The organism is Mycobacterium sp., assembly GCF_035274705.1.
GTDB lineage: Bacteria > Actinomycetota > Actinomycetes > Mycobacteriales > Mycobacteriaceae > Mycobacterium.
In genome coordinates this window covers 11,828-35,749 of sequence record NZ_DATENY010000114.1, presented here as the reverse complement: position 1 = coordinate 35,749, position 23,922 = coordinate 11,828, and the positions used below count along the sequence as shown (strand labels likewise).

26 protein-coding genes are annotated in these 23,922 nt (G+C 64.6%); 14 read left to right on the top strand and 12 right to left on the bottom strand.

What is annotated here, in order from left to right; genetic code table 11:
• The first annotated feature begins 12 nt into the window (after window positions 1-12).
• From VJV41_RS24065 to VJV41_RS24055, 3 genes are all read left to right on the top strand, one after another.
• Complete coding sequence (locus VJV41_RS24065; RefSeq protein ID WP_325337961.1) at window positions 13-588, top strand: GrpB family protein; 576 nt, start codon at window positions 13-15, stop codon at window positions 586-588.
• 81 nt (window positions 589-669) lie between these two features.
• Complete coding sequence (locus VJV41_RS24060) at window positions 670-978, top strand: hypothetical protein (RefSeq protein ID WP_325337959.1); 309 nt, start codon at window positions 670-672, stop codon at window positions 976-978.
• A gap of 98 nt (window positions 979-1,076) precedes the next feature.
• On the top strand, window positions 1,077-2,069 hold the full coding sequence (locus VJV41_RS24055; RefSeq protein ID WP_325337957.1) for an Acg family FMN-binding oxidoreductase: 993 nt from the start codon (window positions 1,077-1,079) through the stop codon (window positions 2,067-2,069).
• Here the strand turns inward: VJV41_RS24055 and VJV41_RS24050 are convergent.
• Entirely contained in the window at window positions 2,062-2,583 is a 522-nt protein-coding gene (locus VJV41_RS24050; RefSeq protein ID WP_325337955.1) for a GNAT family N-acetyltransferase, read from the bottom strand. The two genes, VJV41_RS24055 and VJV41_RS24050, sit on opposite strands and share 8 nt — an antisense overlap.
• A gap of 141 nt (window positions 2,584-2,724) precedes the next feature.
• Between VJV41_RS24050 and VJV41_RS24045 the strand changes: the two genes are divergently transcribed.
• Both VJV41_RS24045 and VJV41_RS24040 read left to right on the top strand, forming a co-directional pair.
• Window positions 2,725-3,315: a hypothetical protein gene (locus VJV41_RS24045; protein ID WP_325337953.1), complete on the top strand. Its 591-nt coding sequence runs from the start codon at window positions 2,725-2,727 to the stop codon at window positions 3,313-3,315.
• Between the two features lie 17 nt (window positions 3,316-3,332).
• Entirely contained in the window at window positions 3,333-4,217 is an 885-nt protein-coding gene (locus VJV41_RS24040; RefSeq protein WP_325337952.1) for a universal stress protein, read from the top strand.
• A gap of 4 nt (window positions 4,218-4,221) precedes the next feature.
• On the opposite strand, the gene dosR is transcribed toward VJV41_RS24040, so the two are convergent.
• Genes dosR through VJV41_RS24025 form a run of 3 tightly spaced genes read right to left on the bottom strand, consistent with a single transcriptional unit; the run spans window position 4,222 to window position 6,857 of the window.
• Entirely contained in the window at window positions 4,222-4,872 is a 651-nt protein-coding gene (gene dosR, locus VJV41_RS24035) for a hypoxia response regulator transcription factor DosR/DevR (RefSeq protein ID WP_325337983.1), read from the bottom strand.
• Between the two features lie 44 nt (window positions 4,873-4,916).
• Window positions 4,917-5,783: a universal stress protein gene (locus tag VJV41_RS24030; RefSeq protein WP_325337950.1), complete on the bottom strand. Its 867-nt coding sequence runs from the start codon at window positions 5,781-5,783 to the stop codon at window positions 4,917-4,919.
• A gap of 48 nt (window positions 5,784-5,831) precedes the next feature.
• Window positions 5,832-6,857 (bottom strand): Acg family FMN-binding oxidoreductase, encoded by a 1,026-nt coding sequence (locus VJV41_RS24025; RefSeq protein ID WP_325337948.1) that lies wholly within the window; start codon window positions 6,855-6,857, stop codon window positions 5,832-5,834.
• Window positions 6,858-7,015: 158 nt separating this feature from the next.
• On the opposite strand from VJV41_RS24025, the gene VJV41_RS24020 reads away from it, so the two are divergent.
• A complete protein-coding gene (locus VJV41_RS24020) occupies window positions 7,016-8,458 on the top strand; it encodes an AAA family ATPase (RefSeq protein WP_325337981.1) in 1,443 nt (480 codons plus the stop codon).
• On the opposite strand, the gene VJV41_RS24015 is transcribed toward VJV41_RS24020, so the two are convergent.
• The gene (locus VJV41_RS24015; RefSeq protein ID WP_325337946.1) at window positions 8,455-8,583 is read right to left on the bottom strand and encodes a hypothetical protein; all 129 of its coding nucleotides are present in this window, start codon (window positions 8,581-8,583) and stop codon (window positions 8,455-8,457) included. The genes VJV41_RS24020 and VJV41_RS24015 overlap by 4 nt on opposite strands.
• Window positions 8,584-8,691: 108 nt before the next feature.
• Here VJV41_RS24015 and VJV41_RS24010 point away from each other — a divergent pair, with 108 nt between their 5' ends.
• Window positions 8,692-10,059 (top strand): wax ester/triacylglycerol synthase family O-acyltransferase, encoded by a 1,368-nt coding sequence (locus VJV41_RS24010; RefSeq protein ID WP_325337944.1) that lies wholly within the window; start codon window positions 8,692-8,694, stop codon window positions 10,057-10,059.
• A gap of 3 nt (window positions 10,060-10,062) precedes the next feature.
• On the top strand, window positions 10,063-10,332 hold the full coding sequence (locus VJV41_RS24005) for a DUF1918 domain-containing protein (RefSeq protein WP_325337942.1): 270 nt from the start codon (window positions 10,063-10,065) through the stop codon (window positions 10,330-10,332).
• An 11-nt stretch (window positions 10,333-10,343) separates the two neighbouring features.
• On the opposite strand, the gene VJV41_RS24000 is transcribed toward VJV41_RS24005, so the two are convergent.
• Window positions 10,344-11,204: a universal stress protein gene (locus VJV41_RS24000; RefSeq protein WP_325337940.1), complete on the bottom strand. Its 861-nt coding sequence runs from the start codon at window positions 11,202-11,204 to the stop codon at window positions 10,344-10,346.
• Between the two features lie 354 nt (window positions 11,205-11,558).
• Here VJV41_RS24000 and VJV41_RS23995 point away from each other — a divergent pair, with 354 nt between their 5' ends.
• Window positions 11,559-11,828: an SHOCT domain-containing protein gene (locus tag VJV41_RS23995; protein ID WP_325337979.1), complete on the top strand. Its 270-nt coding sequence runs from the start codon at window positions 11,559-11,561 to the stop codon at window positions 11,826-11,828.
• Here VJV41_RS23995 and VJV41_RS23990 read toward each other — a convergent pair.
• Both VJV41_RS23990 and VJV41_RS23985 read right to left on the bottom strand, forming a co-directional pair.
• Complete coding sequence (locus VJV41_RS23990) at window positions 11,773-11,952, bottom strand: hypothetical protein (protein WP_325337938.1); 180 nt, start codon at window positions 11,950-11,952, stop codon at window positions 11,773-11,775. The two genes, VJV41_RS23995 and VJV41_RS23990, sit on opposite strands and share 56 nt — an antisense overlap.
• The gene (locus tag VJV41_RS23985; RefSeq protein WP_325337937.1) at window positions 11,937-13,316 is read right to left on the bottom strand and encodes an MBL fold metallo-hydrolase; all 1,380 of its coding nucleotides are present in this window, start codon (window positions 13,314-13,316) and stop codon (window positions 11,937-11,939) included. The genes VJV41_RS23990 and VJV41_RS23985 overlap by 16 nt, the downstream gene beginning before the upstream one ends.
• 181 nt (window positions 13,317-13,497) lie before the next feature.
• On the opposite strand from VJV41_RS23985, the gene VJV41_RS23980 reads away from it, so the two are divergent.
• The 4 genes from VJV41_RS23980 to VJV41_RS23965 are packed head-to-tail and all read left to right on the top strand — an operon-like array spanning window position 13,498 to window position 15,732.
• The gene (locus VJV41_RS23980; RefSeq protein WP_414685046.1) at window positions 13,498-14,106 is read left to right on the top strand and encodes a rhodanese-like domain-containing protein; all 609 of its coding nucleotides are present in this window, start codon (window positions 13,498-13,500) and stop codon (window positions 14,104-14,106) included.
• On the top strand, window positions 14,103-14,978 hold the full coding sequence (locus VJV41_RS23975; protein ID WP_325337933.1) for a sulfite exporter TauE/SafE family protein: 876 nt from the start codon (window positions 14,103-14,105) through the stop codon (window positions 14,976-14,978). Before VJV41_RS23980 ends, VJV41_RS23975 begins: the two co-directional genes overlap by 4 nt.
• A 59-nt stretch (window positions 14,979-15,037) precedes the next feature.
• The gene (locus VJV41_RS23970) at window positions 15,038-15,307 is read left to right on the top strand and encodes a metal-sensitive transcriptional regulator (RefSeq protein WP_325337931.1); all 270 of its coding nucleotides are present in this window, start codon (window positions 15,038-15,040) and stop codon (window positions 15,305-15,307) included.
• A 23-nt stretch (window positions 15,308-15,330) separates the two neighbouring features.
• Window positions 15,331-15,732 carry a DUF302 domain-containing protein gene (locus tag VJV41_RS23965; RefSeq protein WP_325337929.1) on the top strand — a complete coding sequence of 134 codons (402 nt, stop codon included), beginning with the start codon at window positions 15,331-15,333 and terminating at the stop codon, window positions 15,730-15,732.
• Here VJV41_RS23965 and VJV41_RS23960 read toward each other — a convergent pair.
• Window positions 15,729-15,983 carry a hypothetical protein gene (locus VJV41_RS23960; RefSeq protein ID WP_325337927.1) on the bottom strand — a complete coding sequence of 85 codons (255 nt, stop codon included), beginning with the start codon at window positions 15,981-15,983 and terminating at the stop codon, window positions 15,729-15,731. The two genes, VJV41_RS23965 and VJV41_RS23960, sit on opposite strands and share 4 nt — an antisense overlap.
• A 268-nt stretch (window positions 15,984-16,251) precedes the next feature.
• Here VJV41_RS23960 and VJV41_RS23955 point away from each other — a divergent pair, with 268 nt between their 5' ends.
• Entirely contained in the window at window positions 16,252-16,584 is a 333-nt protein-coding gene (locus tag VJV41_RS23955; protein WP_325337977.1) for a nitroreductase/quinone reductase family protein, read from the top strand.
• Window positions 16,585-16,645: 61 nt separating this feature from the next.
• Here the strand turns inward: VJV41_RS23955 and VJV41_RS23950 are convergent, their stop codons facing one another.
• From VJV41_RS23950 to ppsA, 3 genes are read right to left on the bottom strand one after another with little or no spacing between them, the layout of a single operon-like run.
• Complete coding sequence (locus VJV41_RS23950; protein ID WP_414685044.1) at window positions 16,646-18,982, bottom strand: heavy metal translocating P-type ATPase; 2,337 nt, start codon at window positions 18,980-18,982, stop codon at window positions 16,646-16,648.
• Between the two features lie 2 nt (window positions 18,983-18,984).
• Window positions 18,985-21,618 carry a magnesium-translocating P-type ATPase gene (gene mgtA / locus VJV41_RS23945; protein WP_414685043.1) on the bottom strand — a complete coding sequence of 878 codons (2,634 nt, stop codon included), beginning with the start codon at window positions 21,616-21,618 and terminating at the stop codon, window positions 18,985-18,987.
• Between the two features lie 7 nt (window positions 21,619-21,625).
• Window positions 21,626-23,902, bottom strand: coding sequence for a phosphoenolpyruvate synthase (ppsA, locus tag VJV41_RS23940; protein WP_325337923.1), 2,277 nt, complete (start codon window positions 23,900-23,902; stop codon window positions 21,626-21,628).
• Window positions 23,903-23,922: the final 20 nt, after the last annotated feature.

The following is a 23,922-nucleotide window of genomic DNA, read 5'->3' as shown; positions in this document are numbered from 1 at the left end:
TAGTTTGGGGTTATGGCCGACATGGCGGTTCAGATCGTCGACCACGATGCCCAGTGGCGGGAGAAGTTCGCGCAGCAGCGTGATCTGTTGTCCCTGACGTTGGGGAGCTGGCTGGCTGCTCCGATAGAGCACGTGGGATCGACCGCAGTACCCGGACTGGCATCCAAACCAATCGTCGACATCCTCGCCCCCGTCTCGTCTCTGGCGAAGGCACATCTTGCGGTGCCGATTCTGCAAGCTGCGGGTTGGCTCTTCTGGCCGTCCGATCCGAATCGCTCCTGGCGCCTATGGTTTCTGCGTCCACGACCGGAAGCGCGAACACACCACCTCTATCTCATTGAGCAAGACGACCTTCACATACGAGAGTTGCGCGTGTTCCGTGACCTGCTGCGATCCCAACCCGAGCTGAGTCAGCGCTACGGACTACTCAAACACCGTCTCGCGCAGACGCACCGAGATGATCGTGAGGCGTACACCGTGGCGAAGCGGCAATTCGTGGAGTCAGCGCTGCGTGGGGCCGGGGTTGAGCCACAGCCAAGACCTCAGACCGACAATGCCGAAGATCGCTGCCAAAGCGGAGGTCTGTAATGCTCCCAGCCGCACTTCACACGTCAGTTCAGTACGCGGGCCAACAAATTCGGCCCGTTCCTGACACGAAGGAAGCTGAACATGACCGCTGAATCGCGGAACGCCGTCCTCTGGTTGTCCATTGCCGGTGCCGCCACATCCATAGCCGTCGCACCCATCGCCGCTGCCTCAACGGATCTGCCGACGCCCGGACCCGGGCCTGCCAGCGAGGCCATCGACCAGCTGCAAGCCCAAGGCTTCAACGTCTCGATCAACTGGCTCGAAGGCCACTCCAATGTGCCGCTGCGGGAATGCCGCGTCACCTCAGTCAACGATCCCAACAGCTCGCCCGCGAGCACCCCAGCGCAAACAACCGTCTACGTCGACGTGGCCTGCCCAAACGCGAAGTAACCAAGTCACCAACACGAGGGTCTTTGTGCCCTGCTCCGGGATAGGGCGTTGCCCTCACTGTAGAGAGGACCGCAAGTCTTTCATTAGAGGTGACACCGATGAGCGCACATTTTCCCGACGTCGAGACCGTTCGGTCAGCCCTGGCGCTGGCCGCACGAGCTCCGTCAGTGCACAACTCTCAGCCATGGCAGTGGAGGGTGGGGGAGCACAGCCTGCATTTGTACTCCGATCCCGACCTGCACCTGACCCACATCGACCCCGACGGTCGCGACCTGATGCTCAGCTGCGGTGCCGCGCTGCATCACTGCGTGGTGGCGTTCGCGGCATTGGGCTGGCAGTCCAAGGTCCACCGGTTCCCCAATCCCGCTGAGCCCGACCACATTGCCTCCATCGAGCTCTATCGGTACCCGGCAACCGACGTCGACGTCACCTTGGCCGCCGCGATCCCGCGACGCCGCACCGACCGGCGGCACTACAGCGCATGGCCGGTGCCTCAAGGCGATATCGCGTTGATGGGTGCCCGGGCCGCGCGCGCCGGCGTCATGCTGCGCCGTGTCGATGCGTTGGACAATCTCAAGGAGCTTGTCACCCAGGCCGCTTACCGGCACGCCGAGGACTACGACTACCTGGCCGAATTGGCCACGTGGAGTGGACGGTACGCGTCGACGGCCGGTGTTCCGGCGCGCAACACCCCGGCAAGCGAAGCCGACGCGCCGATACCTGCGCGGGCATTCGCGGGCCCGGTGCTCACTCAACCGGTGAATACCGGCCCCGCAGAGGACAACGCCGCAGTGGTGGCCCTGGGCACCGCCGACGACGATCTGATGGCGCAGCTGCGCGCCGGTGAGGCCACAAGCCTTGTCCTGCTTACGGCCACCGCGCTGGGCTTGGCCAGTTGCCCCATCACCGAGCCGTTGGAGATTCCTGAAACCCGCGCCGCGGTACAGGCCGACGTCTTCGGCGCTGACGCCTACCCGCAGATGCTGCTACGGATTGGCTGGGCACCGGTGAACGCTGATCCGCTGCCCTCAACACCACGTCGCGAACTGGCAGAAGTTGTTGCGCGCCTGGATGGTTCACCACTCAGCTAGCGCCGTCCAGGTTGATCTCGACATGCAGGATCGCACCGTCGAGATGCCGCTTGCAGGGCCAGCCGGAGTCGACAAGCACCTGAAGCATGAGGTGATTCTCCGCCAGAACCTCGGCAACAAATTGGTGCAGTCCGCGGTCCCTGGCGATCACTCCGAGTCGATGCAGCAACGCAGTGCCTACTCCGCGAAGATGTTCTGCGTGTGCGACCACCACCGCCACCTCGGCACATTCAGATTCCGGGCACACAACGTAATTGGCGATGCCCAGCAGCTTGCCCGAACCGAACGCGCCCAGCGAATACTGGCCGGTTCCCCCAGAGGTGATTGATCGCGCCCACTCCTGAAAGTGGGCCGGACGCATCGTGAAGAATCGAAAATAGCGTTCCTCGTCTGTGAGCGATGCGTAGAGCTGCAAGACCTTGTGCGCGTCGCGCGGTGTTAGCTGCCGAAGCGAAATCACCGACCCGTCAACGAGTTCAGTGGTAGAAGCTTGCACCGTACGTCGTCCACTCATGTTCACCGACGGTATGCCAGCGGGTGGCGCAGCGGCAGTGACATCTGACCGCCGAAGCAGGGTCCTTCGGCCCTGCAAGCCCGACGGCTGGGACGGCCAGGATCGAAGTAACGCGACAGCGCCATGACTCGAGGAGACGTCGTGCAAACCTTCACTATTGGCTTGGGACGCCTCTGGTGGGTTCGGGTGCTGGGTCGCAATCCATTGGTGCGCCCCAGCGATCGCATTGAAGTCCTGGTGCTGAGCTTGGCGGTCGTGTTTACCATCGCCGCGATGCCAGTCGTGGCGACGATCGGCATGTCCGTGCACGACGCCCGCACTCGGCTCTACGCCGAGGAGGCGCAGACCAGACATCAAGTGACCGCGACCGCCATCGAGGATGCCGTAATCGAGTTCGAGCCGAACACTATTTGGATTACCGCCCGGGCGTCGTGGAATGCGGACGGGCGCGATCACGTCGGGATCGTCAAATGGCCCAGTGACGTGAAACGAGGCGACCAGCAGGCCATTTGGGTGGACAGCGCGGGCGCGAGCGTCCCAGAACCGCCGCCGCCGAGTCGTGCAGACAGCGACGCGATCGGGGTCGCCCTCTCCATGTGGTTCGGGGTGGTCGCGGCTGCAGCGGGCTTGGTGTATCTGGTCCGCCGTCGGCTCGATCATTTGCGTTCCTGCCAATGGGACCGTGCCATCCACGCTTCCCGCCACAACGACGGCCAAGCGAATCGCCAATGAGCACAAGGAGTCAGCAGATGTCCACCTCTCACACACGTCTCGGTGTTCTCGTCGGCGTCGACGGTTCGCCGGCATCAAAGGTCGCTGTCGAATGGGCCGCGAAGGAAGCGTCGATGCGAGGTCTGCCGTTGAGCCTCGTACACGTCATTCCTTCGTCGTTGCCGCGAACGTGGCCAGACGTACCCAATCCACCTGAGCTGCAGCACTGGTACGAACTGAACGGCGAGGAGATCCTCGCGCTGGCCCGGCAGGTCGCCGAGCCGGCGACGGGATCCAACATCAAGGTGAGCAGCGAGACTATCAGCGGCAGTCCGACCGCAACGCTCATCGACCTTTCCAAGGAGGCCGAGCTGGTCGTTGTTGGGTGCCTCGGACTGGGCGCGATCGCCCGACGCTTGCTCGGATCGGTGAGTGCGGCGCTTGTCCATCACGCGCACTGCCCGGTGGCCGTCATCCACGACGATGAGCCGCTGATGCCTACCGCGGCAATGGCTCCCGTCGTGGTCGGCATTGACGGCTCACCCGCTTCGGAGGTGGCGACGGCGATCGCGTTCGACGAAGCCTCGCGCCGCGGCGTGGAGCTCGTCGCGGTCCACGCATGGAGCGACAACTCCGCCTACGAACTGCCCGGCCTCGAGTGGTCGACCCTCGAGGCGCAGGCAGAAGAGGCTCTGGCCGCGCGGTTGGCGGGCTGGCAAGAACGGTATCCCGATGTGACGGTTCGCCGTGTCGTCGTGCTGGACAGGCCGGCGCATCAACTGCTGAAGCAGTCGGATTCCGCGCAACTGACGGTCGTCGGCAGCCACGGGCGTGGCGGATTCGCGGGGATGCTGCTCGGTTCGGTCAGCTCGTCGGTCGCACAATCGGCCCGCACACCGGTAATCGTCGCTCGTCCTTCGTGACTCGTTATTCCTCAGGGCGGTGGTGGGATTGGTCCAGCTTGGAGATGAACACCGCCGCCTGTGTGCGCCGTTCCATGCCCAGCTTGGCCAGCAACCGTGACACGTAGTTCTTGACGGTCTTCTCGGCGAGGAACATCCTGGCCGCGATCTGCTTGTTCGTCAGGCCCTCGCCGAGTAGATCCAGCAGCACGCGTTCTTGGTCGCTGAGCCCGGACAGCGGATCGGACTGTTCAGCGGCCCCGCGCAGCTTGGCCATCAGCGCCGCCGCGGCCCTGTTGTCGAGCAAGGACCGGCCCGCGCCGACCTCCTTGATCGCTTGGGCGAGCTCCATACCTTTGATGTCCTTGACGACATAGCCGCTGGCGCCGGCCAGTATCGCGTCCAGCATCGCCTCGTCGGAGGTGAACGATGTCAGCATGAGGCAGCGCAAATCAGGCAGCCGAGACAGCAGGTCTCTGCACAGTTCGATGCCGTTGCCGTCGGGCAATCTGACGTCGAGGACCGCGACGTCGGGCTGAAGCGCGGGTATTCGCGCCAGCGCCTGCGCCACCGATCCCGCCTCGCCGACGACTTCGAGTTCGGGGTCTGCGCTGAGGAGGTCGATCAGTCCCCGCCGCACGACCTCGTGGTCGTCGACGAGAAAGACTTTCACCACTCGAAGGCCCTCCATAGATGTCGCGGGATCGGTCGATTCAGCGCTCACAATACGTTCTGCGGTTCGCAGACCAACACCGAACAATCGGAGTTGTGCAGCGCCGCGTAGCCCGGCGGGCCCAGTAGCGACGTGATTCCCTGCCGCCGCTCGTGTCCCACTACCAGCAGCTGGATCGAGCTCGCATTCTTGGTAAGGAAATTCAACGTGCTGCTATGGACGGCCACTGCGCGGACGTCGAGATCCGGATAGCGCTTCTTCCACTGCGCCAGGCGGCGGTCGAGCTGCGCCCTCGCCATCCGGTTGCCGTCGGCCACCGCATGGCCGTCGTGAATGTCGGTGAAGCGAGATTGCCAGGTAGTCAACACCCGTAGAGGGGCGTCGCGCAGCTGCGCCTCCTCCATCGCGCGACGCAATACACCGTCACTGGACTTGCACTCGTCGACCTCGGCGACCACCCACTTGTGTTGGTCGCGGTGCGGATCGTGTTTGCGGACGACGGCCACCGGGCAGTGCGCGGACGATGCCAGCGCCGCGGCCGTCGACCCGATGCGGCCCTGAGCGCTGTGCTTGAGGCCCATCGAGCCCACGCACAGCAGTGTTGCCCACCGTGAGGCCTCGATCAGCGCGCGTGTCGGCCGGTCCTGCACGATCTCGACTTCGATCTTGACGGGCTTGTTCGTCGCCTCGACCGCCGTGTACGCATACCGGACGGCGACTTCACCGGCGGCCAGGTCACGGGCCATGTCCTGCGGGTCTGTGCCGGAATGGGCGGGGTCGATCGCGTATACGAGGCGCAGCGGCATATCGCGACTGACTGCCTCGTCGACGGCCCATAGAGCGGCCTCGAGCCCGGATCGCGAACCGTCGATGCCGACTACGACGGACGGAGGTGATGACGAGTGGGCTTGCATATCTCGACGCTATCGAGGCTGCTGCCTGCTGCGGAGAGGCGAAAGGCCCTACTGCGCAGTCATTGGTCCTGTTGAGCGGACCTCGAAGACTTCATGGATGGGCCGCCGCGGCGTCGGCGGAGGTACGTCATCCAAAGCCGGGGCCAGGCCGATGCGAATCAGCGCCTGTGGTGTGGTGCTCTGCCCGATCAAGCCGGCGACAATTGCCCGACTTGACTCGACTTCCGTGATGTGGGTCAGGGTGCAGGTGGCCAGCCCGGCCATCGTGGCGTCGAGCAGCACGGCCGACAGAGTTTCGCCGCACCGCAGGATGGCGTCGGGAGAGTCGTCATAGGTCGACAACACAAGGACTTTCGACCGGTCCTCAGCGACCGACAGGCGCCGCTCGCCATGATGCGTGACCGGGAAATTGCGCCCGATGTCAACACGATCGCTTTCGGCGGCTGACACCAGGGACGAATGGGGAATACCCTCGCCCAGCTCGAAATCAGCTGTCCACCATTGAAGTTCAGCGTGATAGGACGAATCGTACAGGCGTAGCGACTCGGTGAGTTGGGAAGCTTCGGCCAGCTCTGGTCGCAGGTCGTCGGCGACGACGTCCAGGCGAACAGACTCTTCGTCGATCGTGGCGTGCAATTCCGAGGCGAACAAATCCCAATCCGGCGGTGGGGCGAACGGAAGGCGATCGGTGCGCCGCAGCAATATCGCGTTGGCGCGGCGGCGGTGCGCCTCGGTGACGTATTCCAGTGGGGTGAACTCGATGGAGGCGGCGTGGAGGAGGTTGTTGGGGTTGGGGAACCGGTCGACGTGGGCGGTCCATCCGGCGGCCGCCATCGCGACGCGGAAGTGGTCAAGCACTGCGCCACAGGCGATGAGCGCTTCGCGTCCCGAGTTGTCAGCCGAGCGGATCACACGGTTGGGGTTGACGAACAGCTGAACGGTCTTTCCCTCTACCACCCAGCGCCATGGCTGGCTGTTGTGCATCGACGGTGCTCGGCAGGCCAGGCGAACGGCGTCTCTGATGGTGTCGGTATCCAGCATGGTTTCCGACGCGTGGGACGTCTGCTTGCTCATAGTCACCACCTTCGGCCGCCGCCGGTGGCCAGGCCAGGGCCAATGGTCCCCAAGCAGGGGCCTTAGGGCCCTGGCTGGGCGGGTTTGCCCGGTGAAGCCTTGTAGGCGTGAACACGACGGGCGCGACGGCGGCCACCGTCCAACGGTCTTCGGCCGCGATGGGGAATCTTGATGCGCAGGTGCATGAGACACACACCGGTGTGGTCGTCTTGATCGGGGACAAGGCGTACAAGGCCAAGAAACCGATCGTCACGGACTTCCTGGACTTCAGCACGGCCGATCGTCGTGAGCGGGCCTGCAACCACGAAGTCGCTCTGAATCGCAGATTGGCGCCAGACAGCTATCTGGGCGTGGCTCATTTCAGCGATCCGGGCAGCGGTGCCTCCGAACCCGTGATCGTGATGCGTCGCTATCCGGACGCCACTCGGTTGGCGTCGATGGTCAGGGCCCGCGAGCCGGTACGACATCACCTCTGCGTGATCGCCGAACGCCTGGCGCGCTTCCATGCCGATGCGAAACGCAGCCATGTCATCGACACGCACGCCAGCGTCGGCGCCGTCGCGGCACGCTGGCAGGAGAACCTCGAAGAGTTGGCCCGTTACAAATCCGTGGCGCCGCGTGAGCCGCTTCGTGAGATCGCACGACTGACTTCGCAATTCGGTCGGGGCCGTGCTGCGCTGTTCGCCCAACGCATCGCCGACCGCCGGATCGTCGACGGACATGGCGATCTACTGGCCGACGACATCTTCTGCGTCCCGCACGGGCCGGCGCTGCTCGACTGCCTGGAGTTCGACGATCACCTGCGTTACGTCGACGGCATCGATGACGCCGCCTTCCTGGCCATGGATCTGGAATTCCTTGGCCGCAAAGATCTTGCCGACCACTTCCTCGACGAGTACTGCCGACGGGCCGACGACGCCGCGCCAAAGAGCTTGAAGGACTTCTATATTGCCTACCGAGCCGTGGTGCGGGCGAAGGTCGATTGCATACGCGTGGCACAAGGGCATGCGGACGCGGCCGCAGATGCGCGCAAGCACATCGACATTGCGCTCGATCATCTGAGGGCAGGCGCGGTGCGACTGATCATCATTGGCGGCGGACCCGGCAGCGGAAAGACCACGCTGGCGCGTTCGCTGGCAGAACAAGTTGGGGCACAGGTCATTTCGACCGACGATGTGCGCAAGGAGCTGCAGCACGCAGGTGCTATCGCCGGTGAGGCCGGTGAACTGAACGCCGGCCTGTACACACCGGAGAACATCTCCCAGGTCTATGACGAGGTCCTGCGGCGTGCACAGGTGATGTTGAGCGACGGTTCGTCGGTGATCTTGGACGGTACATGGCGCGATTCGCGTCAGCGCAAGCGCGCGCGCCATCTGGCCGACCAAACCGACGCGCCTCTAGTGGAATTCAGCTGCTCAGTCGCGCAGCAAGAGGCTTCCGCCCGGATTCGGGGCAGGGGACCGTCTGCATCGGACGCCACACCTGAGATCGCCGCCGCACTGGCCGACGCCGCTTCGTTCGACGGCCATCACATCGACACTGGCCGGCCACTAGCAGAGTCGGTTGCCGAGGCCCAGCAGATTTGTTGCCTGGCGATCTAGGCTACGGGCCGGCAGCCTGCCGAGGTGTTTCGCTTGACGAACCGCCGCGCGTCACCGATCATGTCAGCCAGGCCGGCGGTGCCGCCTCGCTTGGAGCCGAACGCAATCAGCGCGCGCATCGTCATGATTCGATCGTCGCCCCGGCCATCGCCACAGATATAGGGCAACTGGTCCCCCCGTCCAGGGGACCTCTGCCTCTCCCGGCGAAATCACGGGCGGCGCAAAGTCGGGTTATGGAGCACCTTTCGACGTTGGACGCGGGATTTCTCGAAGCGGAGGACTCCGACCGGCACGTCAGCCTTGCGGTCGGCGGAATCTCGGTCATTGAAGGACCGATGCCCGACTACGACTCGCTCAGGGAGGGGATCGCCGAGCGGATCCTGATGGTCCCGCGGTTCCGGCAGGTGCTCCGCACACACGTTCTGGACCTCGGCCCGCCGGAATGGGTCGAGGATCCGAACGTCGATGTGTCCCATCACATCCACCACGCTGCGCTACCAAATCCGGGCGACGATGAGGCGTTGTTCCGGTTCGCCGCCGACGTCATGGAACGGCGCCTGGATCGCGAGCGCCCCCTGTGGGAATGCTGGATCATCGAAGGGCTGGCCGACGGTCGGTGGGCGATGCTGACGAAGATCCATCACTGCATTGCCGACGGGATTGCGACAATGCACATGTTCTCCGGGTTAAGTGACAACGGTGAAGGTGACACGTTCGCCACCGAGATACGTGCCGCGAACGAACCGTCCGGCAAGCCATTCCGTCTTCCGTCGATCAGCCTCAACCCGCTGAATTGGGCGAGCGGGATGTGGCAGCTGGCCACCAGCGCGACGAACGCAGCGGCGCTCGCGGTCGAGGGCGCCATCGAAATCACCGGTGGGTTGTTACGTCCAGCGGCACCGTCATCGCTGTCCGGGCCGATCACGAGCATGCGGCGCTACAGTGCAGCGACGGTGAGCCTCGCCGACGTGGCACAGATTTGTGAGAACTCCGGGGTCACCGTCAATGATGTTGCCCTGGCAGCGATTACCGACAGTTTTCGAGCTGCGTTGGTTCGCAGAGGCGAACAACCGCGCAACACTTCGCTCCGGACCTTGGTCCCCGTGTCGATCCGCTCCAACGACGCGGCACGGGTCGCCGATAATCGGGTGTCGGTGATGCTTCCGTATCTGCCCGTCGACAAGGAAGACCCACAAGAGCAGCTGCAGGCGGTACATCAGCGACTGGCGAGGGCGAAGGGCAGCGGGCAGCGTCAAGCGGGAGGCATCTTCGTGGCTGCGACGAATGTCATTCCATTCCCGCTGACGGCCTGGGCCGTGCGTGCATTGACCCGCCTGCCACAGCGGGGCGTCGTGACGCTGGCAACCAATGTGCCGGGTCCACGGCATCGGCTCAGCATCATGGGTCGTGAGGTGGTCCGCATGCTGCCGATCCCACCCATCGCCCTTCAGTTACGAACTGGCATAGCGATTATCAGCTACGCCGATGACCTCGTTTTCGGCATCACCGCTGACTATGACGCCACACCCGACGTCGACGAGCTGGCTCGAGGCATCGAGCAGGGAGTCGCACGGCTGCTGGCGGCGACGGGAAAGGATTAGTCGATGAAGGCCAAGGTCGGCGATTGGTTGGTGATGAAGGGATTCACCCTCGATCAACCGGTACAGCGCGGGCTGATCACCGAGGTGCACACGGATGACGGCTCGCCGCCGTATGAGGTGCGCTGGCTGGACAGCGACCATATCGCGACGGTGTTTCCAGGCCCAGACGCGACGATCGTCACCGCCGACGAGCAACACGCAGCGGATGAGCGTGCGCTACAGCGAATCGCGTCAGTTCAGTCCGGGATCACGAGCCATGGCAGTGGCAAGTAAGCGATTGTCTACTAGTCGCGGACCACGATCACAGGCGCCTTCGCCGACTCGGCCACCGCGGTGCTGACCGAGCCGAGCAGCATGCCCGCAAAGCCACCTCGACCGCGTCTGCCGACGACTACCAGCTGAGCTTGTTGCGATTCGTCGATCAGCCAGCGCGCAGGCCGGTCGCACACAATCCGCCGACGGACATTGACATCCGGGTATTGCTCTTGCCAGCCCGCCAGGCGCTCACCAAGCACCTCGATGCCTTCGTCCTCGTATTGGCGCCAATTCATGCCAAGGACAGGGAAGACGCCGACGTCACTCCAAGCGTGTAGCGCCACCAGGTCGACCCCTCGGCGCGATGCTTCGTCGAACGCCAGAGCAGTGGCCGCTTCCGAGGCCGGTGTCCCGTCGATGCCGAGCAAGACGGGGGAGGCGTGGTCAGGTTCCTGCGCTTCTTCCACGTGGATGATCGCGACCGGGCAGTGCGCGTGGTGAACCACACCGCTGCTCACCGACCCAAGCACTGCGCGGCCGAACGCTCCCATGCCGCGGCTGCCGACGACGATCATCTGCGCGCTCTTCGAGGCGTCGACCAACGCTGGGACGGCGTATCCGTGCAGTACCTCGCTGCGAGTATCGGACAACTGAGAAATCTTCTGAGCATCCTCAAGGACCTGTCGTGCATTGTCCTCTTGCCACTCATTGAATTGGCCTTGCAGGGACCGAACCGGCCAGGTGACGACGACCGGCTCCACGACGTGTACCAAAGTGATGGGAACGTGGCGCATCTCGGCCTCGTACGCTGCCCAGCGAACGGCGGCCTGTGATTCGGCAGATCCGTCGACCGCGACCAGGACTCCGTATTTCTTGTCAGATGTCGTCATCTTCCGATCAGACCCCTCTGCATCAAATCCCGGTGTTCCCTGTGCCGCTTACTTTTCGAGACTGCCGGCGGTGAAATGCACCGCCAGAACTGCCATTACGGCAATGACGATCGCGATCAACGCGGCCGCTCTGGTCCAGTCCGTGGCTATTCCTCTCAGCTCACAGTTGGGCAGTGGTGGCCCCGCGTTTGGTAATGACGCTATGCAGCTGATGGGAGTTTGAGCAGGGCCGTTGGTCCTTCGGTCGGATGTCGGTAGTCCCCGGGGACGTGACGTAGAGCATTTCGACTCTGTGCGGACGACGCGGTGACGACGACGATGGCAGTCAGAGCCGTTCCGAAGGAGGTGATCGCGATGATGTTCTGGTACGACCACGACATGGGCTGGTGGGGCTACGCCGGCATGGGCATCGGCATGATCTTGTTCTGGGGTCTGCTGATCGCGGGAATCATTGCGTTGGTGATGTTCATATCCGGTGATCGGCAGACGCGGAAGTCGCCGTCCGCCCCAGAGCAGATACCGTCCACCCCAGAGCAGATATTGGCCGCGCGCTTTGCGCGGGGCGAGATCAGCGAAACCGAGTACCGTGACCGGCTCGGTGTGCTGCGCGATCCCATCCGCTGACGCGATCGGGCAGGCAGCTACATCGTTGGGCCGCCGGTACGGTGCTCATCACCTCGTCGACGTGCTGACCGCAGCCCGCCCACCCGGTCTTGCCACACGTGCGGCATTTCACGGAGTAACACATGATTCCTGCCAGGCGTTGTAGCCGCCTTCGAGATCCGAGACATTTTCGAAGCCCTGCGCCCGCAACAAAGATGCGGCGACGCTGGACCGCCAGCCACCGGCGCAGTGGACCACGATCGGCCTGTCGGACGGCAACATGTCGAGGCGGTTCCTCAACTGTGCCAACGGTATATTGACCGAGCCGGGGATACGGCCCTGCTCGACCTCGCCAGGATTGCGGATGTCGACGAGGATCACGGCATCCTCGGCGAGTAACCGGTCGAGTTCGGCTGGGGTGACGCGCGGCGCGGTCTGCACGAGGTCTGACAATTCGCCTGGGAACCCGCTGTCGCGGTCCACGTTGAGATATCCGATGGCATTGTCGGAGCCGACGCGGGCCAGCCGCAGCGCGGCGTCTTGTTCCTCACCGGGGTAAGCGATCAGCGCGATCTTGTCCCCGATGTCGGCGACCATGCCGGCGGTTTCGGCGAACCGGCCGTCGAACCCGACATTCACCGAACCGCGCAGGTGGCCGGCGGTGAAGTCGTCGACACTGCGGGCGTCCACGACGCGAACTCCATCGCTAAGCGCTTGACGGATCTGTGCGGGGCTCAACGCGGTTATCGTGCGGGTCTGGTCAAGCAGTGGGTGCATGCGCTTGTTCATCGCTGCGTCGACGGAGAAGTACGCGGGGGCGGCGGGCTGACCATGGGTGATCACGCGGACGAAGTCGTCTTCACTCATCGGCTGCACGGATGGATTTGTCCGGCGCTGTTCACCGATGGTCGAGGTCAGCTCCGTCGATAGGTTCTTGCCGCATGAGGATCCGGCACCGTGGGCGGGCATGACGGTCACACCGTCTGGCAGCTTCAGGAGCTTGTCGTGGAGGGAGTGATACATCGCCCGGGCCAGATCGCTGGTCGAGCTCTCGCCGATGTTGACCAGGTCGGGCCGGCCGACGTCGCCGATGAACAGCGAGTCACCCGTCAGCACTGCGGTCGGCTCGGCACCCGGGTGCTCACGCACCACCACGCTGATCGACTCCCAGGTGTGTCCAGGGGTGGACAGGATCTCCAGGTCGACCTCGCCCAGTGAGATGTGCTCCCCGTCGGCTAGCCGGCGGATGGGGTAATCGGTCTCGGCGGCCTCGCCGAATCCGATCCACGCACCGGTGGCGTCAACGAGCTCCAGGTGTCCGGAGACGAAGTCGGCGTGGAAGTGCGTATTGATGACGCCTTCGATGGTCAGACCGTACTTCGCGGCGTCGTCGAGGTACTCGGTGATGTCGCGTCGTGGATCCACAACGATTGCGCGGCCTGTGGTTTCGTCGCCAATCAGGTACGACGCGTGCGAGAGGCACTCGATGTAGTACTGGTCGAGGATCATCGTCTCTTCCTTGCTTCTCGGTTCGGGTTACGCCTACTTTACGTATACCCCTATGGGTATTACAAGTACCCTATGGGGTATGCATATTCCGACGACCCCTTGATACCCGGTGGGGTATGTGTATCATGGTCGCAAATATACCCCATAGGGTATCCGGCCGCCAATAGATCGGAAGAACGAAATGAACACACGGATGCCAGCCACGATCGATTCGGCAGACCTGCGAAGTCTCCTGGATTCGCCGACGCCGCCACGAGTGATCGACGTCCGCACGCCCGGAGAGTTCCAGACCGTTCATCTGCCCGGCGCCTACAACGTTCCGCTCGATCTGCTGCGCGAGCACCGCGACGAGATCGTTTCGCACGTGGACCAGGACGTGGTGCTGGTGTGCCGCTCCGGGCAGCGTGCGACACAGGCGGAGGAGACGCTGCGCAAGGCGGGCCTGACCAACGTCCACATTCTCGACGGCGGAATCACCGACTGGGAGGCAAAGGGTTTCACGGTCAAGCGGGGTGCTCAGCGCTGGGACCTCGAGCGGCAGGTACGGCTCGTTGCGGGCCTGATCGTCGCCGTGAGCGTCCTCGCCGGCGTCGTCGTTCCCGGTGTCGAGTGGCTGGCCTTCGCGATCGGCGCCGGGCTCAGCATTGCAGCGCTGACCAACACGTGCGCGATGGGAATGTTGCTTGCCCGGTTGCCGTACAACAGAGGCGCGACGTGTGATGTGCGGACGATCGTCGAAAAGCTCGTCGCGGCGTCCGCCGAGCAGACGACGGCGAGTGAACGGTCATGATCGCGTTGACGATCGCCCTGGCGGTTCTTGTCGGTATTTCGCTCGGCCTACTGGGCGGCGGCGGTTCCATCCTGACTGTGCCGCTGCTGGCATATGTCGCCGGAATGGAGATCAAGCAGGCCATCGCCACATCGCTGTTGGTGGTCGGCGTCACCAGCGCAGTCGGCGCGATATCGCATGCGCGCGCGGGCCGTGTCCGCTGGCGGACCGGGCTGGCCTTCGGCGCGGCAGGCACGGCCGGCGCCTATGCCGGAGGCCTGCTCGGCCGGTTCATCCCAGGAACCGTCTTGATGATCGGCTTTGCGTTGATCATGATCGCCACCGCGGTGGCGATGTTGCGCGGACGGCGGGAGGTCATCAACACCGAAACCTGTCGATCGCTACCAGTGATCAAGATCGTGTTGTTGGGTCTTGCGGTCGGCTCGGTCACCGGTCTGGTGGGTGCGGGCGGGGGCTTCCTGGTGGTTCCTGCGCTGGTGATACTCGGTGGCCTGCCCATGCCCACGGCAGTCGGCACCGCTTTGACAGTCATTGCGATGAATTCGTTCGCGGGGTTCGCCGGCCACCTGGGAAGCGTGCACATCGACTGGCCAGTGGCGGCGGCGGTGACCGCTGCGGCACTCGCGGGCGGATTGATCGGAGTTCGCCTGACCGCGCTGGTGAGCCCGCAGATGCTGCGCAAGGCCTTCGGCTGGTTCGTCCTGGCGATGTCGTCGGTCATCTTCGCCGAAGAGGTGCACCCGGCGATCGGCATTGCCGTCGCCGCGTCGACCGCACTCGCTGCCGGAATCAGTTTCGCCTGCACCCGATATGCCCGTTGCCCGCTACGGCGGCTCAGCGGACGGCAAACCGTCGGGGCTGTTGCGGCCTGACCGGCGGCTTATACCCCCACGGGTACCATGGGGCAGGAACCTCAGAAGGGAGTCAGACGATGGTTGGTGACGAAGACGCCATCGCGGCAGTGCTGAACCGGCTGCGTCGCGCTCAAGGGCAGCTCGCGGGAGTGATCTCGATGATCGAGCAGGGCCGCGAGTGCAAAGACGTCGTCACCCAACTCGCTGCGGTCTCGCGCGCGCTGGACCGGGCCGGCTTCAAGATTGTCGCGACAGGCTTGCGGGAATGCGTGACGGGTGAAAGCGCCGACGGCGCAAAGCCGATGACCGAAGCTGAATTGGAGAAGCTGTTTCTCGCGCTTGCATGACAAGCGAGGGGGGAGGAGTCGACATGGGTATCGCACTGTCCACCGCACTGCGCACGTCGTTCGACGAGGCGGTCCGCCGCACCCGTGAAGCGCTCGCCGAACAAGGGTTTGGTGTGCTTACCGAAATCGATGTGCAGGCAACACTGAAGGCCAAGCTCGGCGAGAACATGGAGGACTATCTCATCCTCGGAGCGTGCAACCCGCCGCTGGCACACCGCGCGATCACCATCGATCGCCAGATTGGTTTGCTGCTGCCGTGCAACGTCGTGGTTCGCACCGATCCGGAGGACGAAGGCACCGTTCTGGTCGAGGCGATGGATCCCGAAGTGCTGGTCGATGTAACTGGCGAGACCGAATTGCGCCCGGTGGCCGACGAGGTGGCGGCGAAGTTGAAGGCGGCCATCGAGGCGCTCGCGGTTTGCTAGAGGCTGGGCGGTTCCAAGATGCCCTTGCGTAACGCCGCGCCAATATTGGTCATGACGCGGTCGAGCAGCGCGTCATACGCAGACCCGTCGTAGGCGAAGTCCGTGAGCCCGTGATGTTCGAGGTAGGCGTCGATGCGCCGGTCGATCGGCCAGTCGGCGTAGATCTGGTCGGTGAACTCGGAGCGCAGAAAACCCCACGCGATCGTGTCTAGTTCTTGCTTGGTGAGTTCACGTGCCTTGGTCGGCGCCATAACGTCCCCTCCGGGTTGCATTCAACGCTCTCATCGTTTGCGAGGCAAGAGGTGTCGCAATAGGGAAGAAAGTCACCACCTCACCGCGAAACGGTTCAGGTTTGCTGCGCTCACGCACCCCGGGTGTCATTAGTCCCTTGGTGCAGTGGTCGGTCGGCTCTGCCGGACCCGGCCCTTGGCCGGTCAGGATCGAGTAGTGACTACCAACACGACGAGTCCAGCCCGAGACGCCGTTCGCTCCTTCAACAAACACGTGCTCAATCCGGCCATGATGCGTCTGGCGGGGCACAAACACTGGTATGCCGCGGTCATCAGGCACACGGGGCGGCGCTCTGGAAAGAGTTATGCCACACCGGTCGTGGCAGACCGCGTGATAGACGGCTTCATTGTTCCGCTGCCATACGGCGCAGGCGTCGACTGGCTGCGCAATGTGGTCGCGGCCGGCTCGGCGACGGTCACCGTCGGCGGTCAGACATACGACGTCGTTGAGCCGGAAATCATTGACGCGGCGGCGGCCTTGCCACAGATGTCAGACCGGCGGCGTCGTGCCTTTTCGCGCTTCGGCATCAACAACTTTGTGAAGGTCAAGCTGCCGAAATGACCTAGGCAAGAAAGCAAATGCACGCCGAATGATCACGATCGCTGCGTGCGGCGTGACGGCTTCATTTGCGGGGGGTGGTCGTTGTGCTTTCCGGTTCATCGTCGGTGAGGGTGAAGTAATTCTCCTCCTCCTGCAGAAAGTGCAGCCGCAGCAGTGCGTAAAGGCCGTACAGACACGCCAGCAGATCTTCCACCTGGTCGGGCTGTATTGCGTTGCCACCCTTCGCCAGTGCGACATGCGTGCCGATCCGATCGGCGAGTCGATGGATTTCAGCGTGGGTTCTGCTCATGGTGGCGGTGGCCTCACCGCTACCGAGCGGACGGGCCAGCGCAGGGTAGAGCCGGGTCTCCTCTGCTTCTTCGTGCGGCAGGATCCGATCCGTGAGGACGGCGTGCGCACGCGTCAACGACTGCAGTGCGGCCGCGTCGGCGCCCGCGACCAATTGATCGGCGGCGTCACGTAGCGACTCGACCGTGTCGCGCAATTCGTCGTGTTCGGCTGCGAACCGCCGCAACATCATCTCGGTTTCAGCCGGCAGTTCGACGTCCACGGCCGGATCACCACGCAGCGCACGCAGCGCGTTGAGGATCACGGCGACGTCGATTCCCTCCTGCAGAAGGGCGCCAGCGGCAGGGGGCAACCAACCCAGCGCTGCAATCCCCATGGCTAACAGCGACAGCGTCATGCCGACCAGGGCGCTCTGCACCGCGATACGCCGTGACCATCGGGCGATGTCCATCGCATCGGCTAGACGATCCAGGCGATCGGTGGTCAGCACGATGTCCGCGGCTTCGGAGGAGGCTGTCGCGCCGCGCGCACCCATCGCGACACCGACAGTCGCGGCAGCCAACGCCGGTGCGTCGTTGACTCCGTCGCCGACCATCACGGTTACCGCGCGCCGACGTTCAGTGCGCACAGCGGCGACCTTATCGGCCGGGCTCTGCTGGGCATAGACCTCGTTCAGGCCGAGTACTGTCGCGACTTCGCGGGCCGGCTCCGGGCGGTCACCGGTCAGCATGACCAGCCGGTTAAACCCGGCAGCTCGCAACCGTCGCACTGTTCGGGGCGCGTGGCGGCGCAACGGGTCTCGCAGCAACACGGCACCGTCCAGCTCTCCTTCGACGGATACCCACGCGATCGCTGCCGAGTCCAGTGTTGCCCGGTTCACAGCGGCCCTGGCCCACTCCGCGTCGATGGCACCGGGAGGTAACTTGCCGACCTGAATGCGGCGACCGTCGATCGTCGCGGTGACGCCCCGCCCTGGTTCTTCGACCACGTCTCGCGGTAACGACAGCTTCAGGCCCCGCGTGAGGGCTTCTGTGACGATGGCCTCGGCCAGCACGTGCGGCGACATCTGGTCTACCGACGCCGCCAGCCACAGCACCTCGCTGGTGTCGAGTCCCGGTGCGGCCAACACGTCGACAACGCCCGGTCGCCCCATGGTGAGGGTGCCAGTCTTGTCCATCACCAAAGTCGTTGCGTTACCGAGGCTTTCCAATGCGCCGCCGCTGCGGACCACCACACCCTGGCGTGAAGCCCGCGACAGTCCCGAAACGATAGCCACCGGCGCAGCAAGCAACAGCGGACACGGTGTTGCCACCACCAGGACTGCCACGGCGCGTACAGCGGAGCCGCTGGCCAGCCACGCGCCTCCCGCGACGATCAACGCCAGCGGCAGAAACCACGCGGCGTAGCGGTCGGCCAGCCGCACGATCGGCGCGCTGTCCGCTCCGGCTTGTTCGGCCAGTCGCACGATGCCCGCATATGTGCTGTCCTGTGCGGTCGCCGTGGCACGCATTTCGAAAGCGGTGCCGGCGTTTACGACACCGCTACGGACGGGCTCGCCGGCGCCACGTTCCACCTGCAGCGGTTCACCGGTCAGCACCGATTCGTCCAAGACGGCGAGCGCGTCGGTGATCCGTCCGTCCACTGGCACCACCTCGCCGGGCCCGACGACAAGCAAATCGTCCACGGCAACGTCGGCGACGGGGATCACCTTCACCTCGGAAGCGATCCGGCGGCGAGCGAATCGCGGTGCGTGCTCGAGCAGCGCGCGCAGATCATGAGAAGCGCGACGCTCGGCGGCTGCTTCGAGTGCGCGTCCGCCCGCCAGCATCACGGCAATCAGCGCGCCCGCGACGTACTCACCGACGAGCAGTGTGCCCACGAGCGCCAGCACAGCTATCAGATCCACCCCTGCCCGCCCGCGCCGTAATGCCGCAATGACCCACACCACGGCCGGCACAATCGCGATCACCGTCCCGGCGATCCAGCACCCGTCTGCCACCCGGTACCACCCAGTGGCCCAGGCGATTCCGCCGGCAGCCAGCGCACCGACCGTGAGCACCGCCAGTACCTGCTCGACGTGGGGCCGCAGTCGGGAAATCCCTCGGCGCACATTCATCTCGCTCGCGCCAACGACGTCGTGGCCGGGGCCGGCAGACGGCCAGGATGGCTGAATCGAGCCGCGTGGCGATGGATGCGGTGTTCGTGCCCGCGTGTGCGATGCGGCTGACCCGCCAACCGCATCGGGTCGGCATAGAACGCCTTCTTGGTCAGCTCGACCAGCACGAGATAAGCGAGGGCAAAACCGAACAGCGCGGCGAAGAACTGCCAGGGCAGTGGCGTGAAACCCAGGCTGTGGGATAACGGCGAGATCGTCAGGGCGATGCCGATGGCAATCACCGTGAAGGTCGCTACCGTCAGCACGCCGCCTGGCCTGCTGCGAACGAACGGCACCCGTCGAGTCCGGATTGCGAAGATGATCAGCGTCTGTGTGGCAAGCGATTCCACGAACCAGCCTGTTCGGAACTCGACCGGTCCGGCGTGCAACACGCCGAGCATCAGCCCGAAGGTGAGAAAGTCGAACAGCGAGCTGATCGGACCGAAGGTCAGCATGAACCGGCGGATGAACGCGATGTTCCAATGCGACGGCGCATGTAGCTGTTCCTCGTCGACGCGATCCGTCGGGATCGCCAGTTGCGAGCTGTCGTAGAGCAGGTTGTTCAACAGGATCTGGCTAGGCAGCATCGGCAGAAAGGTGAGCACCGCCGAAGCGGCCGCGGCACTGAACATATTGCCGAAATTGCTTGAGGTGCCCATCAATACGTACTTGATCGTGTTCGCGAAGATGCGCCGTCCCTCAGCGACTCCCGTCGCAAGCACGCCGAGGTCCTTTTCCAACAGCACGACGTCGGCCGCATCCTTGGCCACGTCGGTCGCGGTGTCCACGGAGATTCCGACGTCGGCGGCGTGCAGCGCCAGTGCGTCATTCACGCCGTCGCCGAGGAAACCTACGGATCGGCCGGCGCTGCGCAGCGAGGTGATCAGGCGCGCCTTCTGTTCGGGACAGATGCGGGCGAAGATGGTTTTGTCACGTGCCGCGGCGACCAATTCGGCGTCGTCCATGCGGTCGAGTTGCGCACCGGTGATGGTGCCCTTCGACGTCAAACCCAATTCCGCGCAAACCTTTTCCGCGACCGCTGGATTGTCTCCCGTTGCGACCTTGACTTCGATGCCAAGCGCCGCCAGCTGCTGAAGGGAGTCGCGTGCGGCGGTCTTCGGATTGTCGGCGAACACCAGAAAGCCGTTGAGCGTGAGGTCACCTTCGTCGTCGGCGGTGATGCTCGTCAGGCGAGAGGCGGACTTGCTGGCCACCGCCACGACCCGCCGGCCGTCGGCGAACAGCGTCTCCAGCGTGCGCTGAGCGGCGTCGGGAACGTCGACGCAACGGGCCAGCACCTGTTCGGGCGCGCCCTTGACGACGAGTACGCGGCTACCGGCGTCGTCGACAAGCGCGGAGGTGGCCCTGCGCGTGTGATCGAACGGCAGAGTGGCGATGCGCGAAACGCCTGCTATGCCCGGCCGGTCGTACCACAGCGCGGCGTCGAGCTCGTTGACGCTGGCGCCGCCGGTCGACGGATCGACGTCGGTGGCGAGCATGCCGTACCGCAACACCGATTCCGCATGACCGCCAGTGGGATCGACGGCATCGAGCAACCTGATCTGCCCCTCGGTCAGCGTGCCCGTCTTGTCGGTGATCAAGATATCGATGTCGCCCAGATCTTCAATGCACACAAGCCGTTTCACCAGCACCTTGAGCCGTGCAAGCCGTCGTGAGCCGGATGCCAGGCTGGTACTGACCACCGCCGGCAGCAGCTGCGGAGTGATGCCGACGGCGATGGCCAGACCGAACAGCGCCGAGTCGATCAGCGGCCGGCGCAAGAGCAGATTGATGGCGATGATGACCACGGTGAGCGTCAGAGCCACGCGGAGCAGAAGATACGAGAAGCGGCGCAGCCCGATCTGGAATTCGGTTTCCGGTTGGCGTTCGCCCAAACCGGCTGCGATGCGGCCGAACTCGGCGTTGGCGCCGGTCGCGTAGACGACGCCGGTGGCCTCGCCGGCGCTGACCACGGTGCCCATGAAGGCCAGATTGTTCGCGTCGGCAAGGGCGACGTCGCCCGGCGCCGGCTCGGTCGACTTCTCGGTAGCGGTGGATTCACCGGTCAAGATGCTCTCGTTGCACTCCAGGCCATTGGCCTCTATCAGCCGAACGTCGGCGGGTATCAACTGACCGAGCTCGAGCTGAACCACGTCTCCTGGCACAACCGTGTTGACATCGATCTTGGTGAAGCGCCCGTCGCGTCGCACGACCGCGTTGTGCCGGACCCGGGAGTGCAGCGCCGCAGTGGCGCGTTCGGCACGGTATTCGTTGATGAATCCCAAGCCGATGCTGACCGCCAAGATGATGCAGATGATGACGGCCTGCGTGCTGTCGCCAAGGAAGAACGACAGTGCTGCCGTCGCGGCCAGAAGCCCGAGAATGGCATTGTTGAGCTGGCGGCCCAGTACAGCGAGCGCGCTGACCCTATGGGTGCGAACAGAATTCGGACCGACCTGTTCCAGCCGGCGTGTCGCCTCGGTCGTCGTCAGGCCATCGGCCGACGTGTCAAGCCACCCGAAGACCTCCGCGGTTGGTGCGGTGGCGGCGTGTCCTTGGTTCAGGGCGTGCTCACCGAGAACCGTTGTCACGATTGGTTCACCGCGCGGATTCCAGCAGCAGCCGCCGTTCGGCAGCGGCGATGGTCCGACGCGCCGCGCCCACGGCATCGGGATTGACGGACACCGACGTGATTCCCATCCGCACGAGGTGCTCGGCGAACGCCGGCTTGGTCGACGGCGCCTGACCGCACAGCGACGACGTGATCCCGAACTTGCGTGCAGTGCCGATGATTTGACCGATGGCGTCCAGCACCGCGGGATCGGATTCGTCGAACAGCTCCGCGCAGATGTCGGAATCGCGGTCGACGCCAAGCACCAGCTGCGTCAGATCGTTGCTGCCGATGGATACCCCGTCGATTCCCATGCCGATGTACTCGGGCAGCCAGTGGATGACCGACGGCACCTCCGCCATGACCCACCGGTGAAGTCCGCGCTGGCGGCCCAACGGGCTCGCGTCCACCAGTGACAGGCATTCCTCGAGCTCCCATTTGGTGCGCACGAACGGGATCATCAGATGGACATTCGGCGACTGCTCGCGCACCTGCGCCAGTGCCTGCAACTCGAGGGCGAACAGGTCGGGTTCCTTGACGTATCGATAGCAGCCGCGATAGCCGATCATCGGGTTGTGTTCGACGGGCTCGTAGGCGTCGCCGCCCTTCAGTCCGCGGAATTCGTTGCTGCGGAAGTCCGTTGCGCGGTAGACGACGGGCCGCGGTGCGAATGCGGCGGCGATCCGGCCGACCGATGCGACCATCCCGCCGACCAAGGTGCTCTGCTCGCCGTGTGCGATCAGATCGCGTGGATGGCGACCACCGAGCGCCTCGGTCAGCATGAACTCCGCGCGTAGCAGGCCCACACCGTCGGGGCCTTGCGCCGCAACGGCTTCCGCCGTGTCTGGCATCGCGAGGTTGACGTAGACCTTGGTGCCGGTGACCTCGACCTGAGGTTCGGCCGGTGCACGCCGTTCGACCGCCGTCGTCTGCTCAGAAACAGCGTTCTCGACGCGCCCGGCCAACACGCGCCCGTGCGCCCCGTCGACGGTGACCGTCGTGCCGTCGTGCAGATCCCGTGTCGCCGTACGGGTGCCGACCACGCACGGAACACCCAACTCGCGGGCCACGATCGCGGCGTGACATGTCATCCCGCCGGTGTTGGTGACTAGGGCGGCGGCCCGTCGGATGGTCGGCAGCCAATCGGGATTGGTCATCTGCGCGACGAGGATCTCGCCCTCCTGCAGGCGGTTACCTTCATCCGGTGTGTCGAGCACGCGCACCTTGCCCGACGCCAATCCGGGGGCCGCGGCCAGGCCGCGGGCCAGCACTGCGTGTTTCTCGGACGACGGCGCATCCCTGTGCCTCAGTGTGGTGATCGGTCGCGCCTGCACCAGATACGTCTTACCGCCCGAAACCGCCCATTCGGTGTCCTGCGGGCATCCATTGTGTTTCTCGGTGGCGATGGCCAGTTCGGCGATTCGTCGAAGTTCGGCTTCGTCGAGCAACCGTGCGTCGGCCTGCTCGTCGCCGAGGTCGACGACCTTGTCGTGTCCGTCGGGGCCGCGCACGATCTTGAACGCCTTGTGGCCGAGCCGGATGTCGAGCACCTCGAGGGTTTCCTTCGACACGATGTAGGTGTCGGGCTCCACCTCGCCGGACACCACGACCTCACCGAGCCCGAAGGCGCCCTCGATGACCACTCGGTCCTCGGCTCCGTTGCTCGGATCGGCTGTGAACGCGACACCGGCTTTCTCGGAGTCGATCATCTGCTGGACAACCACCGCCATGGCCGGGTCGGCAGTGAATTCACGGCTGGCGCGGTAGGTGATGACGCGCGGGCTGAACAGCGACATCCAGCACCGCAGCACCGCATCGACGAGCCCGTCGTCGCCGCTGACGTTGGTGATTGTCGCGTTCATGCCGGCGAACGAGGCGTCCTTGCCGTCCTCGCCGGTCGCCGACGATCGCACCGCGACGACCACGCCGGATCCCAGCGCGTGATACGCACTGAGGATCAACGTGCGCACCGGGTCACTCACGCCCGCCTTGTCGACGAGGCCCTGCATCCGCTCGCACAGTTCGGCCAGCCGCGTGGTGTCCGCCGCGTGCTCCAAAGCCTCACGGTGAAGCGTGCTCAGCTCGGCATCGACTCCGCCGGCTCGCATCGAGTCCCGGTAGCAGTCCCGCAGCAGAACGAATCCGGGTGGAACGGGCAACTTGGCCGCCACCAGCTCGCCCATGTTGGCGCCTTTGCCGCCGGCTTCCTCGGCATCGGAGATTCGCAACGAAGAGATATCCCGGACGTACGTGTTCTCATGCATGCGACCAGCCTGTTCTCCGG